The organism is Amycolatopsis sp. NPDC058278 (genome assembly GCF_042881395.1).
In the GTDB taxonomy this organism is placed as follows: Bacteria; Actinomycetota; Actinomycetes; order Mycobacteriales; family Pseudonocardiaceae; genus Amycolatopsis.
The window spans coordinates 124223-139065 of the sequence record NZ_JBHVXZ010000004.1 but is presented as its reverse complement, the minus strand read 5'-3'; the positions used below and the strand labels follow the sequence as shown (position 1 = coordinate 139065).

Sequence of the window (14843 nt, the reverse complement as noted above, 5' to 3'; positions counted from 1 at the left end):
ATCGAAGACCGGCATCACTCCTCGAGCGTCCTCAGGCGAAATGGGTCCCAGGGTGGGAGACTCGCGTCGTACGAAGGAACCAAAGAGGAGAACAATCTATGACCGACTCCACCGGAGTCACCGTGCACGAGACCGAAGCTGTGATCGACAACGGCCGGTTCGGCACCCGCACCGTCCGCTTCGAGACGGGCCGCCTGGCCAAGCAGGCCGCCGGCGCCGTGGTCGCGTACCTCGACGAAGAAACCATGCTGCTTTCGGCGACGACCGCGTCGAAGCACCCGAAGGACCACTTCGACTTCTTCCCCCTGACGGTGGACGTCGAGGAGCGCATGTACGCGGCCGGCCGCATCCCCGGCGCGTTCTTCCGCCGCGAAGGCCGCCCGTCGACCGACGCGATCCTGACCTGCCGCCTGATCGACCGGCCGCTGCGCCCGTCGTTCACCGACGGTCTCCGCAACGAGATCCAGGTCGTCATCACCGTCCAGAGCCTCAACCCGGACGACCCGTACGACGTGCTGGCCATCAACGCCGCGTCGGCGTCGACCCAGATCGCCGGCCTGCCGTTCTCCGGCCCGGTCGGCGGCGTGCGCGTCGCGCTGGTCGAGGACCAGTGGGTCGCGTTCCCGACCTGGTCGCAGCTGGAGAAGGCGACCTTCAACATGGTCGTCGCCGGCCGCATCGTGGGCGAGGACGTCGCGATCATGATGGTCGAGGCCGAGGGCACCGAGCACACGCTCGACCTGATCGCCGCGGGCGGCAAGGCGCCGGACGAGGCCGCGGTCGCCGCGGGCCTCGAGGCCTCGAAGCCGTTCATCAAGGTGCTGTGCGAGGCCCAGCAGAAGCTGGCCGACGTCGCCGCCAAGCCGACCGGTGAGTTCCCGGTCTTCCTGGCCTACGAGCAGGACGTCTACGACGCCGTCGCGGCGATCGCCACCGACGACCTGGCCCGTGCGCTGCAGATCCCGGGCAAGCAGGACCGCGACGCCGCGACCGACGAGGTCAAGGCCGCCGTGCTGGAGAAGGTCGGCGTGGGCGAGGGCGAGGCCTTCGAGGGCCGCGACAAGGAGATCGGCGGGGCGTTCAAGGCCCTGACGAAGAAGATCATGCGCCAGCGGGTCCTCACCGAGAAGATCCGCATGGACGGCCGTGGCCTCACCGACATCCGGTCGCTCTCGGCCGAGGTCGCCGTGATCCCGCGGGCGCACGGCTCGGCGCTGTTCGAGCGCGGCGAAACCCAGATCCTGGGCGTCACCACGCTGAACATGCTTCGCCTGGAGCAGCAGATCGACTCGCTGTCCCCGGAGACGCACAAGCGCTACATGCACCACTACAACTTCCCGCCGTTCTCCACCGGCGAGACCGGCCGCGTCGGTTCGCCGAAGCGCCGCGAGATCGGCCACGGCATGCTCGCCGAGCGCGCCCTGGTGCCGGTGCTGCCGAAGCGGGACGAGTTCCCGTACGCGATCCGCCAGGTCTCCGAGGCGCTGGCCTCGAACGGCTCGACCTCGATGGGCTCGGTCTGCGCGTCCACGATGGCGCTGTACAACGCCGGCGTGCCGCTGAAGGCGCCGGTCGCGGGCATCGCGATGGGCCTGGTCTCCGACGAGGTCGACGGCGAGACCCGCTACGTGGCGCTCACCGACATCCTCGGTGCCGAGGACGCCCTGGGCGACATGGACTTCAAGGTCGCCGGCACCAAGGACATCATCACCGCGCTGCAGCTGGACACGAAGCTCGACGGCATCCCCTCCGAGGTGCTCGCCGCCGCGCTGAAGCAGGCGAAGGACGCCCGTCTCACCATCCTGGAGGTCATCGCCGAGGCGATCGACAGCCCGGACGAGATGAGCCCGTACTCCCCGCGCGTCACCAGCGTGAAGATCCCGGTGGACAAGATCGGCGAGGTCATCGGCCCGAAGGGCAAGATGATCAACTCGATCACCGAGCAGACCGGTGCCGACATCTCCATCGAGGACGACGGCACGATCTACGTGGGCGCGGCCGACGGCCCGTCGGCGGAGGCGGCGATCGACCTGATCAACGCCATCGCCAACCCGCAGCTGCCCAAGGTCGGCGAGCGCTTCCTCGGCACCGTGGTGAAGACGGCCGCGTTCGGCGCGTTCGTCTCGCTGCTGCCGGGCAAGGACGGCCTGGTGCACATCTCCAAGCTGGGCAACGGCAAGCGGATCAACAAGGTCGAGGACGTGGTCAACGTGGGCGACAAGCTCCGCGTCGAGATCGCCGACATCGACAACCGCGGCAAGATCAGCCTGATCGTGGTCAAGGACGACGAAGCGGCGAAGCCCGCCGAGGGTGACGCTGCCCCGGCCGACGCCGAGAAGGCCGACGCCAAGTAAGGCCGCAGTTCAGCGAATATCGGTCCGTGAAGGCCACCTCGGGGACTCCCGAGGTGGCCTTCACGGCAAGGTGAGTAAGGAACCCATGGCACGGCAGGTTTCCGGGCACGAACAGCCCGTCGGCACCACCCGCACGCTCGAGTCCACCCCGGACGGTGCGGTCGTCAAGCGCAGCGTCCTGCCCGGCGGCCTGCGGGTGATCACCGAGCGCGTCCCCGCGTCCCGCTCGGCCACGGTCGGGCTGTGGGTCGGCATCGGGTCCCGCGACGAGCCCGCCTCCGTCGCCGGCGCCGCGCACTACCTCGAGCACCTGCTGTTCAAGGGCACCAAGCACCGCGACGCCACGCAGATCGCCGAGGAGATCGACGCCGTCGGCGGTGAGTTCAACGCCTTCACGGCGAAGGAGCACACCTGCTACTACGCGCAGGTGCTCGACGCCGACCTCCCGCTCGCCATGGACCTGGTCACCGACGTCGTGTTCGAGGCGCTGTGCACCGACCGCGACATGGACATGGAGCGCAGCGTCGTCCTCGAAGAGATTTCGATGCGCGACGACGACCCCGAAGACCTGCTGCACGAGACGTTCGTGACGGCGATCCTCGGCGAGCACCCGCTCGGCCGCCCGGTGCTCGGCACCGAGAAGTCGATCGTGGAGATGTCGCCCGCGGCCCTGCGGAACTTCTACAAGCGCCGCTACACGCTGCCGCGGATGGTCCTGTCCGTGGCCGGGAACATCGACCACAACCACGTGCTGCGGCTGGTGCGCAAGGCCCTCGGCGAGCGCCTGGACGGGTCCGCGACGCCGATCGCGCCGCGCGAGGGCCGCGCCCGGATCAAGACCGTGCCGAAGCTGGCCCTGCACACCGACGACACCGAGCAGGCGCACGTCATGCTCGGGCTGCGCTCGCTGTCGCGCCACGACGACCGCCGCTTCGCGCTGTCGGTGCTCAACGCGGCCCTCGGCGGCGGCATGTCGTCGCGGCTGTTCCAGGAGATCCGCGAGCAGCGCGGGCTGGCCTACCAGGTGTATTCGTCGGTCGCGAGCTACGCCGACACCGGGCACATGGCCGTGTACGCGGGCTGTCAGCCGGAGAAGCTCGGCGACGTCGCCGGCGTCATCCGCGAGGTGCTCGAGAAGGTCGGCGTCGACGGCCTCACCGACGCCGAGGTGGCCCGGGCCAAGGGCCAGCTGCGCGGCGGCCTGGTGCTGGGCCTGGAAGACACGTCGTCGCGGATGTCGCGGATCGGCAAGAACGAGCTCAACTACGGCCGCTACCTGGGCGTCGACGACACGATCGCCCGCATCGACGCGGTGACCACCGACGAGGTGTGTGCGCTCGCTCGCACTTTGTTCGCGCGGCCCGGTGGCGTCTCGGCGGCGGCGGTGGTCGGGCCGTACGCTCACGCCGACGACCTTCCTGACGACCTGCACGAGGTGATCGCTTCATGACCATCAACGTCGGTGTGCTCGGTGCGCGCGGCCGGATGGGTGCGACGGTGGTGAACGCCGTCGAAGGCGCGTCGGACATGAAGCTCGTCGCCGCGCTGGACGCGGGCGACGACTTCGCCCCGCTGGCCGACGCCCAGGTGGTCGTCGACTTCACCCACCCCGACGCCGTCATGGGCAACCTGGAGTACCTGGTCGCGCACGACATCCACGCGGTCGTCGGCACCACCGGCTTCAGCGAGTCCCGGTTGGCCGACCTGCGTGCGCTGCTGGAACCGAAGCCCGCTCTGGGTGTGCTGATCGCGCCGAACTTCGCTCTTGGCGCGGTTCTGGCCATGCGGTTCGCGGCCCAGGCGGCGAAGTTCTACGCCTCGGCCGAGATCATCGAGCTGCACCACAACCGCAAGGCCGACGCGCCTTCGGGCACCGCCGCGCACACGGCCCGGATGATCGCTGCCGCACGCGCGGAAGCGGGCGTCACACCAGGCCCGGACGCGACGACCTCGGAGCTCGACGGCGCCCGTGGCGCCTCGGTCGAGGAGGTGCGGGTGCACTCGGTCCGCTTGCCGGGCCTGGTCGCGCACGAGGAGATCCTGTTCGGCGGTGAGGGGGAGACCCTGACGATCCGTCACGACTCCCTCGACCGGACATCGTTCATGCCGGGCGTGCTGCTCGGCGTGCGTGAGGTCCTGCACCGTCCCGGCCTGACGGTCGGCCTGGAAAACGTCCTCGACCTGTGATGGCCCGCCGGTGAAAGCTCGCAACGTGGCGCTGCTGCTGACAGCGGCGCTGGTCGTGTACCTGTTCCTGCTGGCGGACCGGGCGTTCGCGCTGTTCAAGACGGGGACGGGCGTCGGCATCGCGCTGGGGGCCGGCGTGCTGCTGCTGCCGGTCCTGGGCGTCTGGGTCGTGGTGATGACCTGGCGCAACGGCCTGCAGGTCCAGCGCCTGTCCCGGCGGTTGGACGCCGAGGGTGAGCTCCCGGACGTCTCGGACCTCCCGCGTCGGCCTTCGGGCCGCGTGGACCGTGAAGCGGCCGACGCGTGGTTCGAGCAGCGCCGCGCGGAGGTCGAGGCCGATCAGGAGAACTGGCGGGCCTGGTACAAGCTGGCGTACGCGTACGACATCGCGGGCGACCGCCGCCGGGCGCGCGAGACGATGAAGAAGGCCGTGGAATTGGAAGCCGCCGACCGCTAAGTCCTTCAGGTGTGGCAATTCGCTGACAGTTGTCGTTCATTCGGGAAATGAGCGGGCTTCGTACTATCGGCCGCATAAAACCGACTTCGTCTTCTCCTGGTTCACGGGCGTTGTCCGCGTCGCTGCGCGAAGTGCGCGAAGCGCGGAAGTTCGGATTGCGCGAGCTCGCGCGGGCGCTCGAGGTCGACCCGCGGTTGCTGTCCCAGTGGGAGCTGGGGGTCCGGGTGCCGCCGGTCGAGGAGGTGGCGCGGATTCTCGGGTACCTGCGGGTGGATCGGGCAGTGACCAACCGGATTCTGGCTTTGGTGCAGCACGTGAGGAACCCCAACTGGCTGGACTCGAACCCGTCGGACTTGCCCGCAGCGCTGACCGGGGTGATGCAGTGCGAGCGGTCGGCCAGCTTGATCACCAACTGGTCCCCGTTGATCATCCCGGGCTTGCTGCAGACTCCCGACTACGCCCGCGCATTGCTCGCCACTTCCGACATCAAGGTCGAAGAAGCCGATGTGCGGCTGGTGGCCCGCCTGAAACGGCAGCGCATTCTCTCCGGCTCTCAGCCGGTTCGGCTCAAGGCCATCATCTCCGAACTGGCGATCCGTGAGGTGGTCGGCGATGCGGGCGTCATGTCGGACCAGGTCGACCACCTGCTCCGCTTAGCTGTTACATCTAACATTTCAGTGCGGATCGTGCCTGCTGACGTGGGGTATCACCCGGGCAAGGGCGGCATGTTCGCGCTCTACGAGTTCCCCAGTGACCCGGCGATCGTCCTGCTGGAACATCACCACGCCAGCGCCTTCATCAACGAGTTGGACGCTATCGCCAGCTACCGGAGGCTGGTAAAGCTGTTGTCGGGCAAAGCTTTGAGCGAGGAGAACTCGCGGGTCCTGCTGCAGGAGATGGCGCGATAGGGGGCATTGTGTGCGCGTGGCGTAAATCGAGTTACACCGCAAAAGACGAGTGCGTCGAGGTTTTCCTCGCCGACACGGTCGGTGTGCGGGACACGAAGGCCCGTCACCTGGGCCAACTCACCGTCTCGCGCGCCGCCTGGACCGCGTTGATCGCAGCGTGCTCAGTGGTGCAGCCAGCCCGCGAACACCGCGGGTGAAGCCGCTATCAAACTGAAGCGGATCCACCTTCCGGCGAGCCCCGTGGTCAGGAAGGTCGCGAGCCGCATCCGCACCAGGCCGGCCAGCACGCTCGTCGCCATGAACGGGGGCAGGCCGACCAGGGAACTCACGCCGTACGTCCCGGCCATCCAGTGCGGGTGCCGGTGGCAGCGCTCGCGCAGCCGCTCGACCCAGCCGCGAATCCGCTTCGTCCGCAGTTGCCAGCGCACGCGCCGGGGCGTCATCGGACGCTCCCGGTGCAGCCGGTCGTGCAGCGGCTTCGGGAGCTTGATCGTCCCGCGCGCGGCCAGGTAGTACAGGGTCTTCCCGGCGATCTGCCCCACGGCCACCGCCGCCCCGAGCCACAGCCAGTGCAGTCCCGGCTGGCTCGCGCACAAGCCGAGCAGGAAGACTTCGGCGTTGATCAGCGGCACGATGGCCGAACCGAACGCGACGCCCAGCGTCAGCAGGATCCAGCTCATCGTGTCACCTCCTGAAAATCGCTCGCGTTCTTCCAAGTTATCAGTTCGAAATCGCTACGCACTGGTGTTGGCCCCACCTTTCGGCCGGTGGTCCGCACCAGAAGATCACCTGCCGGACGGCTTCCCGTCACTCGCCGCCGGGACACTGACGGGGTGGCCGCCGAGCAACCCCGTACGCCCGCTGATCGATTCGGCGCGTTCTGCCGGGCCGTCGTGCGCGTGCTGCCACTGGGTCTGTCGCGGTTCGTGGCGCCGACGTTTCTCGGGTTCTGCCTGATCAACGGGTTCACCTTCGGCGTCGACCTCGCGCTGCTGACCGTCTTCCACGGCGTGCTCGGCTGGCCGGTGTGGCTGGCGATCACGCTGGCGTACGCCGGTGCGTTCGGGCTGAGCTTCGCGCTGAACCGGACGTTCAACTTCCATTCCCACGCCGCCGTCGGAAGCCAACTGGCGCTTTACATCCTTGCGATTGCTGTCAATTACGCGGTCTTCCTGCTGGGTGTGGGGGCGGGACTGACGGCGCTGGGCGTCGAATACCACGTCTCGCGGCTGCTCGCGGGCGCGGGCGAAGGCGTGTTCATGTACGCCGTGATGCGCTGGGTGATCTTCCGGGACTCAGCTCAGGCTGAGGTCGAGGGTGCCGGTGAGCCGGACCTCGCGGAGGGTGCGCTCGCCGGTGTCGAGGGTGCGGACGGTGCCGTCGGGGTTCCAGCCGGCCCGGCGGTAGAAGCCGAGCGTGGCGTGGTCGCCCTGGGCGACCCAGGCGATGCCGCGGGAGGCACCGTCGGCCCGCAGGCCCGCGGCGGCCGTCGCGAGTAGCCGGCCGGCGTGCCCGCGGCGCCCCCAGCGCGGCTCGACGAGCAGGGTGGCGATCAGCCCGGTCGTCTCGGCGTCCTCGGGCAGGCTCCCGTCGGCCTGGGCGACCTCGTCTTCGGGGGCGCGGCCGGCGACGCAGAAGCCGACGGTGAACTCGCCCTCGGTGGCGACGTAGACGAGGCTGCCGGGGTAGTCGATGGTCTCGGTCCAGGTACCGGCGAGGTCGGTGGCGTCCAGCTGCGCGAGGGCTTGCTTGCCGAGCAGGTCCTCGTAGGCGGCGTGCCAGGTTTCGCGCTGGATGCGGGCGATCTCCGCGGCGTCGGACAGATCGGCGGGACGGACGGCGGCGTCGCTCATGGGGCAGAAATTAGCGCAGCTCCTCCGCCGGGGGCGGTGGTGGGGCACGGATGGTGCCGGTTTTGTCGGTGGTGGGTGGCACCATGAGCTCACCATGCAAACGATCAGCGTCTCGACGGCCCGGAAGACGTTCCTGGCCGCACAGGGCTTCACCGACCCGCGTCCGTCCGGCGTGCCTTCGCGGCAGCACCTGAAACGGGTGTTGTCGCGAGTCCAGCTGCTGCAGCTGGACTCGGTGAACGTCGCGGTCCGGGCGCACTACATGCCGGTGTTCTCGCGGCTGGGCGCGTACGACCCGGCGCTGCTCGACGAAGCGGCGTGGGCCCACTCGGCCCGGCGCCCGCGGCTGCTGGTGGAGACGTGGGCGCACGAGGCGAGCCTCCTCCCGATCGAGGACTGGCCCCTGATCCGCTCGGGCGCCAAGCGCGACGGCTGGTGGCGGCACTACGGGCCGTTGATCGAGAAGTCCCCGGGCCTGGTCGACGAGATCCTGTCGGTGGTGAAGGAGCTGGGCCCGATCGGCGCGGGCGGCATCGAGCGGGCGGTGGAGGCGGACGCCCAGCGGCGCGGCCCGGGCTCGTGGTGGGAGCGGTCGGAGGTCAAGCGCGTCTGCGAGTACCTGTTCGGCATCGGCCAGCTGACCACGGGCACGCGCCGGTCGTTCGAGCGGCTCTACGACCTGACCGAGCGGGTCGTCCCCCCGGAGATCCTGGCCCGGTCGGTATCCGCGGAGGAGGGCGCGCGGGGCTTGATCTCGCGGTCGGCGCGAGCCCTGGGGGTGGCGACGGAGACGGACCTGCGCGACTACTACCGCCTCGGCCCGGCCCCGGCCCGCCAGGCGGTGGCGGAGCTGGTGGAGGCGGGGGAGCTGGAACCGGTAGCGGTCCGCGGCTGGAAGCAGGTGGCGTATCGGCATGCAGCGGCCCGGACGCCGCGGACGGTGACGGGCCGGGCGTTGCTGTGCCCGTTCGACCCGCTGATCTGGGAGCGGGCCCGCACGGAGAGGCTGTTCGGGTTCCACTACCGCATCGAGATCTACGTCCCGGAACCGAAGCGGGTGTACGGGTACTACGTGTTCCCGTTCCTCCTGGACGGCTCGCTCGTCGCGAGGGTGGACCTGAAGGCCGATCGGGCGGCGGGGGTCCTGCGGGTCCAGGGGGCATTCGCGGAGGAGGGAGCCGACGTGGCCCGCGTCCTCCCGGAGCTGGCGGCGGAGCTGAGCCACATGGCGGAGTGGCTGGGCTTGTCGGGAGTGACGGTGGGCGCGCGGGGCGACCTGGCAGTGCCGCTGGCAAAGCTGGTCCGCTGACGCCCGACCGCACCGGCCCAGCTCCCCAAGGCGACCTTGGGTGCGTTCAACGCACCCAAGGTGGCCTGCGATGCATCACGGCGTCTCGCGGCCGAACCGAAGAGAGGCCGGATCCCGCCCCGCGCTCGGCGTCGTTGCGGGAGCCGATGTCGTCCGGTCGATCCGCAGATCCGGCGAACACCCCTGCGCCACCAGCCGCGACCCAGCCACCGCTCCCGCCAGCGCCGTCGCCGCCAGTGCCGCCGCCACCCGGGTCCGGCCGCGCCGTCGGGAGGCCCTGATCGCCCGCGCCAACCCCGGCACCAGCGAGGCCCGCGGTGGAACCGGCTCCAGCAGCTCCACCGTCGTCTCCCGCGGCACCATCGAAAGCATCCCCGGCATCCCCGCGAACGAAGCCACCGCCGCCGCGCACGAAACGCAACACTCCAGGTGCCCCTCGTACTCCCGGCGCTCGGCAGGGGACAGGGCGCCGAGGACGTACGCCGCGTCCCAGTCGCGGTACGGATCGCTCAACGCCTGGTCAACCCCCTCTCCTGCAACGCCAGCCGCAACGCGCGCAAGCCGTAGAACAACCTGGAGCGCACCGTTCCCTCCGGCACCTCCAGCTCCACCGCCAGCTCGGCGACCGACTGCCCCATGTAGTACGCGCGGACGATCACCGTCCGGTGGTCCGGGGTCAGCTGCGTCAGCACGTCCGTGATCACCCACGCGTCCAGCGCGGAGTCGATCGGGTCGGTGCGGGACTCCTCCGGGACACACGGCGAACGCACCTCTCGGCGCGAGCGCGCACTCCGGCGCTCGTCGATCACGACGTTGCGCGCCACCGTGAACAGCCACGCGCGCGACGCCGGCTCGCCCTGCTCGAGGATCTCCGGGCTGTTCCACAGGCGCAGCAAGGATTCCTGGACGACGTCCTGGGCGAGCTGGTCGTCGCCGGTCAGGCGCAGGGCGTACCGCCACAGGGCCGGGGCGTGCTCGTCGTGCAGCGCCTGCAGCAGCGCCGTGTGTGTCTCGTTGATGGCGCACCCGCCCCGGTCAGCGCCCGAACACCGGTTCGCGTTTGCCGAGGAACGCCCCGGTACCTTCACGCATGTCAGGACTGGTGAACGCCGCTCTGAACGCGGCGAGCTCCAGCTCCAGGCCGTCCTCCACCGGACGCCCACGGCCGGCGTTCAGAGCGCTCTTCGCCAGCGCCACCGCGGCGGGCGAGTTCCGCGACACCGCCGTGATCGTCGCGCGGGCCCCGGCGAGCATGGCTTCGCGGCTGTCGAACAGCTCGGTGACCAGCCCGATCCGCTGCGCCTCCGCCGCGTCGACGTGCCGGCCGGTGAAGATCAGCTCGCGGGCGCGTCCCGGCCCCACCAGCCGCGGCAACCGGACGCAGCCGCCGAACCCCGGGATCAGCCCGAGCAGGACCTCCGGCTGGCCGAAGACCGCCTTCGGCGTGGCGTAGACGAAGTCGCACGCGAGCGCGAGTTCGCAGCCGCCGCCGAGCGCGTAGCCGTCCACGCAGGCGATCACCGGCACCGGCAGCCCCTCCAACGCCCGGGTGACCTCCTGGCCGAGTGCGCCGAACTGCGCCCCCTCCTCGGGATTCAGCGCCGCCATCTCCCGGATGTCGGCTCCCGCGACGAACGCCGGCCCCGGCGCGCCGGTCAGGACGACGCCCGCGACCGCCGGGTCTCCGCCCAGCGACGAGCACACCGCGATCAGTTCGGTGAGCACCTGGGACGACAGCGCGTTGCGTGCCCGCGGCCGGTCCACGGTCACGGTCGCGACGGGCGCCTGCAGATCGACTACGACGGTCCGGTCCATGCTGTCTCCCTCACGAGTCCCAGATCGCGCCGAAGGCCGGAATCCCGCGGGCTTCCAGCGCCTCGACGACGTGCCACGTTGTCTTCTTGTTCGAAATGCAGATCACTGCTTCCGCGTCGAAGTCCCGGTGCGCGCGCAGGGCGAGTTCGACCAGATCGGGTTTGCCGGCGCCGTCGGTGTCCCACACGACGGCGTCCGGCTGCACGGCGAGTATTTCGTCGACGAGCTCGTCGCCGTAGGTGCGCCGGGGGTGGCGGGTCGACCAGACGAGCCGCGCGGGTGTCTCGCCGGAGAGCAGGTGCGGCAGGCACGGGCCGATCCCGCTGCCGGTCGCCACCCAGACCACCCGGCGGAACAGCTTGTCGATGTTGCCCACCCCGGCGGTCGGGATGCCCTTCACCCACAGGTGCGACGGCAGGTCGTCGATCAGGGCGCCGGTCCAGTCGCCGGCCCGGGACACGGTCAGCCGGAACCCGGCGCGCCCGGGCGCGGGCACGTTGGCGAAGGAATGCCACTCCAGCAACGGGTTCCGGCTCAGCGCCGTCGACGAGCCGGCGAACGGCGTCACGCCGTAGTCGAACGACAGCAGCGCCACGTGCGGCGACGGCCGGGAAATCCGCACCGGCACCCGCCGCAGCCGCAGCCACGGCAGGGCCACGCTCGTGACGACGACCAGCAGCACCCAGAACGGGCCCGAGCCCGCGAAGGCCGCGCCGCCCAGCAGCGCCGAGTGGACGGTGAACAGCACCAGCAGCGCCCAGCCGCCGAACCGGTGGGAGCGCTCGAACAGGTCGTGCCGGCGCGCCCGCACCCGGGGCAGCGCGAGCACGATCACGACGGCGAGGACGGCCACGATCGCCCAGCTGGTCACCAGCAGGGCCGCCGGCCCGCCGCGGGCGGTCAGCACGCCGGTGAGCACGAGGAACCAGGCGGTGGCGCAGAGCGTGCCGCCGACGTGCAGCCCGCCGAAGTGGTAGACCTTGCCCAGCGTCCAGCGCAGCCGCAGCGAACGCCGCACCGGCGCGGCGGTGGCCAGCCGGAACAGCAGGTTGATCACCAGCTGCTGGCGGATCAGCACGGCCAGGGTCAGGTTGCCCAGCACCAGCCAGGTCAGGACGCCGACGTCGAGCGGGCCGGCGGTGGCGGCGACGGCGTTGCCCGCGACCACCGCCGCGGCCAGCCGGTTGTGGTGGGTCCACGGCCGTCGCTTCAGCCGGGCCCGCACGGATTCCGGCGTGGCCGGGAGCGTGGCGGTCATGCCACCGTCTCCGCCGGCTCGCGGCTGTCCAACCGCGACAGCAGGGCGCGCCGGTCGACCTTGCCGCGTTCGGTGAGCGGCAGGTGGTCCACCGGGACGATCATCGCGGGCACGCTGTAGTACGGCAACGCGGCTTCGGCCGAACGCCGGATGCGCTCCGGCTCGGCGGTCGAAGGGGTCACGAAGCCGACGAGCCCGCCGTCGTAGAGCACCGTGGTCGCCCGTTCGCAGCCCGGGGCCCGCTCCAGCGTCGCGGTGACCGCGTCCAGTTCGACGCGGAAGCCGCGCACCTTGACCTGGTCGTCGGTCCGCCCGTGGTGCTCCAGCTGGCCGTCGGTGGTCCACCGGACGAGGTCCCGGGTGCGGAACATCCGGTGCGCGCCGCCGAGGAAGGGGTCCGGCCGGTAGCGCTCGGCGGTGAGGACGTCGTTGCCGGCGTAGCCCGCCGTGACGCACGCGCCGCCGGCCCACATCTCCCCGGCCTGCCCGATCGCGCACGGTCTCAGCTCGTCGTCGAGCACGTACACCGTGGTGTTCGGCACCGGAGGGCCGATCGTCAGCCCGCCGAGCCGGGGATCGTAGCGCTGCACGGTGTTGACGATGGTCACTTCGGTGGGGCCGCAGGCGTTGTGGAAGCTCGCCCGCCGCGACCAGGCCTCGGCCAGCGCGGCCGGGCACCGCTCGCCCGCCACGGCGACGGTCCGCACCCGCGGGCACGCCCTCGGATCCACTGTGGACAGTACGCCGGGGGTGGCGATGAGGACGTCGGCCGCGCGGGCGGTCTCCTCGATGTCCTTGCCGCGGATCACCAGGCAGCCGCCGTGGGAAAGGGACCCGAGGATTTCCCAGGCGGCCATGTCGAAGGCGATGTTCAGCAGCTGCGCCACGCGGTCGCCGGGCCGGATGCCGAGCGAGCCCGGTGCGGTCAGCAGGACGTTGCCGAGGTTCGCGTGGGTGACCCGCACGCCGTTGGGCCGTCCGGTCGTGCCGGACGTGAAGATCACCATCGCCGTGCCGGCCCCACCGGACGGGGGAGGGACGCACCGGTCGGGCGGTGGGTGCTCGCCGTCGATGGCGACGACCCGGCCGAGGCCCGCGGGCAGCGCGCCGGCGTGCTCGCGCGTGGTCAGGACGACCTCGATGCCCGCGGTGGCCACGATGTGCCGCAGCTGCGGTGCGGGCGTGATCCGGATGTCCTGCGGCACGTACGCCGCGCCCGCGCGCAGCACGGCGAGGATGCCGACCACCATCGGGATCGACCGCGTGAGGAACAGGCCGACGTGGTGCCCGGGCCGCACCCCGAGCCCGGTGAGCGCGGCAGCGAGGGACGCCGACCGCCGATCGAGTTCGGCGTAGGTGAGTGATTCACCCGAGTGCATCACGGCCGGTGCGTCCGGACGGGCCCGCGCCTGCGCCAATACGGCGTCATGAATTCGGCGGAACGGCACTCCGGCGGCTTTTCCGGTGCCGAACCGCTGGAACAGCACGCGGTCGGCGGCGGTCAGGCCCTGCAGCGAGGAGGGGCGGATCAGCGCGGTCACTCGGTCACCTTTCGCCAGGCCGGCGCGGTCAACCGATGGGAACGAGACAGCCTCGCGATTTGTTCAAGGCGAACCCGAGAAAATCAGCGATTCTCCGGCTGTAACCGGGTGAAACGTAATTTCGACGGATTCACCCTTCGTTCGCCGGATTTCTGCGGGACGCTTTCTCTGGTATTTCGCGCGAACGGGCCGTCCCCGGCACCCCCACCGGGAACGGCCCGTTCATCCCCCTGTTCAGCCCGCTGCGCGCGTCACGACGGCGTTGCCGGTGCCCGTGCGGGCTCGGACCTTCAGCTTCACGCCGCCCTCGGGAGCGGAGTCGGCGACGTCCAGTTCGCTGGAGACGCGGCCGGCGCTGGAGGTCAGGTCGACCTCGGCGGACGTCCCGCCGCGGATGCCGATCCGGACCTCGCCGGAGCCGGTGATCAGGTCGAGCGTGCCGGAGCCGGCGTCGGCCACCGACAGGTCGCCGCTGCCGGTGCGGGCCATCACCTCGCCCGAGACCGCGCCCAGCCAGACGTCGCCGGTGCCGGTGGCCAGCGTCGCGGACCCGCTGATCGACGACGCCTCGACGTGGCCGCTGCCGCTGCGCAGCTGCAGCCCGCCCAGCGTCGGGCCGAGCTTGACGGCGCCGCTGCCGGTGCGGATGGTGGCCGAGCCGTCGGCGCGGTCGAGCTTCACCTCGCCGGAGCCGGTCAGCAGGTCGACGCGGCCGGCCGAGCCGGTGACGGTGACGTCCGCCGCGCCCGCCCGCACCTCGACGTGTGAGCCCGCCGGTGCGTGCACCTTGACCGCGAGTGCGGCGTTGCGCAGCTGCCAGGCCTTCGGTGCCTGGACGACCAGGCGGTTGCCGAGCTTTTCGATCCGGCTCTGCCGCACGGCTTCGGCCGGGGAGGTCGCCGGGTCGACGCCCAGCTGGTCGCCGAAGCGTTCGCCGACCCAGGACAGCAGGCTGTTGACCCCCGCCACCCACGGCTGCTGCTCGCCCTGGTCGTGCCGCAGCTCGACGCGGGCGCCGGAGTCGCCTTCGAGCACGACCTCGACGCGGCCGATCGTGACGCTGACGTCGAGCTCCAGCGGGACGTCCGTCTCGAACTCGTCGATCCGGACCAGTTCGTCGTTCGGCTCTTCGGCCGGTGTGGTCTGTTCTTCACTCATCGT

General features: G+C 70.8%; 15 protein-coding genes and 1 pseudogene. 8 read left to right on the top strand and 8 right to left on the bottom strand.

Annotation, left to right across the window (positions count from 1 at the left end; genetic code table 11):
• Positions 1 to 98 precede the first annotated feature (98 nt).
• From ACFVYA_RS03310 to ACFVYA_RS03285, 6 genes are all read left to right on the top strand, one after another.
• Complete coding sequence (locus ACFVYA_RS03310; protein ID WP_387041849.1) at positions 99 to 2354, top strand: polyribonucleotide nucleotidyltransferase; 2256 nt, start codon at positions 99 to 101, stop codon at positions 2352 to 2354.
• An 85-nt stretch (positions 2355 to 2439) separates the two neighbouring features.
• Positions 2440 to 3804: a M16 family metallopeptidase gene (locus tag ACFVYA_RS03305; protein WP_387041846.1), complete on the top strand. Its 1365-nt coding sequence runs from the start codon at positions 2440 to 2442 to the stop codon at positions 3802 to 3804.
• A complete protein-coding gene (gene dapB, locus ACFVYA_RS03300; RefSeq protein ID WP_387041843.1) occupies positions 3801 to 4541 on the top strand; it encodes a 4-hydroxy-tetrahydrodipicolinate reductase in 741 nt (246 codons plus the stop codon). Before ACFVYA_RS03305 ends, dapB begins: the two co-directional genes overlap by 4 nt.
• Before the next feature lie 10 nt (positions 4542 to 4551).
• A complete protein-coding gene (locus ACFVYA_RS03295) occupies positions 4552 to 4998 on the top strand; it encodes a tetratricopeptide repeat protein (protein ID WP_285993537.1) in 447 nt (148 codons plus the stop codon).
• Positions 4999 to 5108: 110 nt separating this feature from the next.
• The gene (locus tag ACFVYA_RS03290) at positions 5109 to 5906 is read left to right on the top strand and encodes a Scr1 family TA system antitoxin-like transcriptional regulator (RefSeq protein WP_387041839.1); all 798 of its coding nucleotides are present in this window, start codon (positions 5109 to 5111) and stop codon (positions 5904 to 5906) included.
• An 8-nt stretch (positions 5907 to 5914) separates the two neighbouring features.
• The gene (locus tag ACFVYA_RS03285) at positions 5915 to 6103 is read left to right on the top strand and encodes a DUF397 domain-containing protein (protein WP_387041835.1); all 189 of its coding nucleotides are present in this window, start codon (positions 5915 to 5917) and stop codon (positions 6101 to 6103) included.
• Here ACFVYA_RS03285 and ACFVYA_RS03280 read toward each other — a convergent pair.
• Positions 6068 to 6586, bottom strand: coding sequence for a hypothetical protein (locus ACFVYA_RS03280; protein ID WP_285993535.1), 519 nt, complete (start codon positions 6584 to 6586; stop codon positions 6068 to 6070). The genes ACFVYA_RS03285 and ACFVYA_RS03280 overlap by 36 nt on opposite strands.
• An 87-nt stretch (positions 6587 to 6673) precedes the next feature.
• Between ACFVYA_RS03280 and ACFVYA_RS03275 the strand changes: the two are divergent.
• Positions 6674 to 7135, top strand: a pseudogene (locus ACFVYA_RS03275) (GtrA family protein); the annotation flags it as partial.
• 66 nt (positions 7136 to 7201) lie between these two features.
• Here the strand turns inward: ACFVYA_RS03275 and ACFVYA_RS03270 are convergent.
• Positions 7202 to 7759, bottom strand: coding sequence for a GNAT family N-acetyltransferase (locus tag ACFVYA_RS03270; protein ID WP_387041832.1), 558 nt, complete (start codon positions 7757 to 7759; stop codon positions 7202 to 7204).
• Between the two features lie 94 nt (positions 7760 to 7853).
• On the opposite strand from ACFVYA_RS03270, the gene ACFVYA_RS03265 reads away from it, so the two are divergent.
• The gene (locus tag ACFVYA_RS03265; RefSeq protein ID WP_387041829.1) at positions 7854 to 9068 is read left to right on the top strand and encodes a winged helix-turn-helix domain-containing protein; all 1215 of its coding nucleotides are present in this window, start codon (positions 7854 to 7856) and stop codon (positions 9066 to 9068) included.
• Between the two features lie 75 nt (positions 9069 to 9143).
• On the opposite strand, the gene ACFVYA_RS03260 is transcribed toward ACFVYA_RS03265, so the two are convergent.
• From ACFVYA_RS03260 to ACFVYA_RS03235, 6 genes are all read right to left on the bottom strand, one after another.
• Positions 9144 to 9581, bottom strand: coding sequence for a zf-HC2 domain-containing protein (locus ACFVYA_RS03260; RefSeq protein WP_387041826.1), 438 nt, complete (start codon positions 9579 to 9581; stop codon positions 9144 to 9146).
• On the bottom strand, positions 9578 to 10156 hold the full coding sequence (locus ACFVYA_RS03255) for a sigma-70 family RNA polymerase sigma factor (protein WP_387041823.1): 579 nt from the start codon (positions 10154 to 10156) through the stop codon (positions 9578 to 9580). Before ACFVYA_RS03255 ends, ACFVYA_RS03260 begins: the two co-directional genes overlap by 4 nt.
• A complete protein-coding gene (locus ACFVYA_RS03250; RefSeq protein ID WP_387041821.1) occupies positions 10104 to 10883 on the bottom strand; it encodes an enoyl-CoA hydratase/isomerase family protein in 780 nt (259 codons plus the stop codon). The genes ACFVYA_RS03255 and ACFVYA_RS03250 overlap by 53 nt, the downstream gene beginning before the upstream one ends.
• A gap of 10 nt (positions 10884 to 10893) precedes the next feature.
• The gene (locus tag ACFVYA_RS03245; protein ID WP_387041819.1) at positions 10894 to 12141 is read right to left on the bottom strand and encodes a hypothetical protein; all 1248 of its coding nucleotides are present in this window, start codon (positions 12139 to 12141) and stop codon (positions 10894 to 10896) included.
• Positions 12138 to 13682, bottom strand: a complete 1545-nt coding sequence (locus ACFVYA_RS03240; RefSeq protein ID WP_387041818.1) for an amino acid adenylation domain-containing protein — start codon at positions 13680 to 13682, stop codon at positions 12138 to 12140. The genes ACFVYA_RS03245 and ACFVYA_RS03240 overlap by 4 nt, the downstream gene beginning before the upstream one ends.
• Positions 13683 to 13916: 234 nt before the next feature.
• Positions 13917 to 14840 (bottom strand): DUF4097 domain-containing protein, encoded by a 924-nt coding sequence (locus ACFVYA_RS03235; RefSeq protein ID WP_387041816.1) that lies wholly within the window; start codon positions 14838 to 14840, stop codon positions 13917 to 13919.
• Between the last annotated feature and the right edge of the window lie 3 nt (positions 14841 to 14843).

Coding starts and splice junctions, on each gene's coding strand:
- ACFVYA_RS03310 (WP_387041849.1), top strand. CDS start 99: ATGACCGACTCCACCGGAGTCACCGTGCACGAGACCGAAGCTGTGATC.
- ACFVYA_RS03305 (WP_387041846.1), top strand. CDS start 2,440: ATGGCACGGCAGGTTTCCGGGCACGAACAGCCCGTCGGCACCACCCGC.
- dapB (WP_387041843.1), top strand. CDS start 3,801: ATGACCATCAACGTCGGTGTGCTCGGTGCGCGCGGCCGGATGGGTGCG.
- ACFVYA_RS03280 (WP_285993535.1), bottom strand. CDS start 6,586: ATGAGCTGGATCCTGCTGACGCTGGGCGTCGCGTTCGGTTCGGCCATC.
- ACFVYA_RS03270 (WP_387041832.1), bottom strand. CDS start 7,759: ATGAGCGACGCCGCCGTCCGTCCCGCCGATCTGTCCGACGCCGCGGAG.
- ACFVYA_RS03265 (WP_387041829.1), top strand. CDS start 7,854: ATGCAAACGATCAGCGTCTCGACGGCCCGGAAGACGTTCCTGGCCGCA.
- ACFVYA_RS03250 (WP_387041821.1), bottom strand. CDS start 10,883: ATGGACCGGACCGTCGTAGTCGATCTGCAGGCGCCCGTCGCGACCGTG.
- ACFVYA_RS03245 (WP_387041819.1), bottom strand. CDS start 12,141: ATGACCGCCACGCTCCCGGCCACGCCGGAATCCGTGCGGGCCCGGCTG.
- ACFVYA_RS03235 (WP_387041816.1), bottom strand. CDS start 14,840: ATGAGTGAAGAACAGACCACACCGGCCGAAGAGCCGAACGACGAACTG.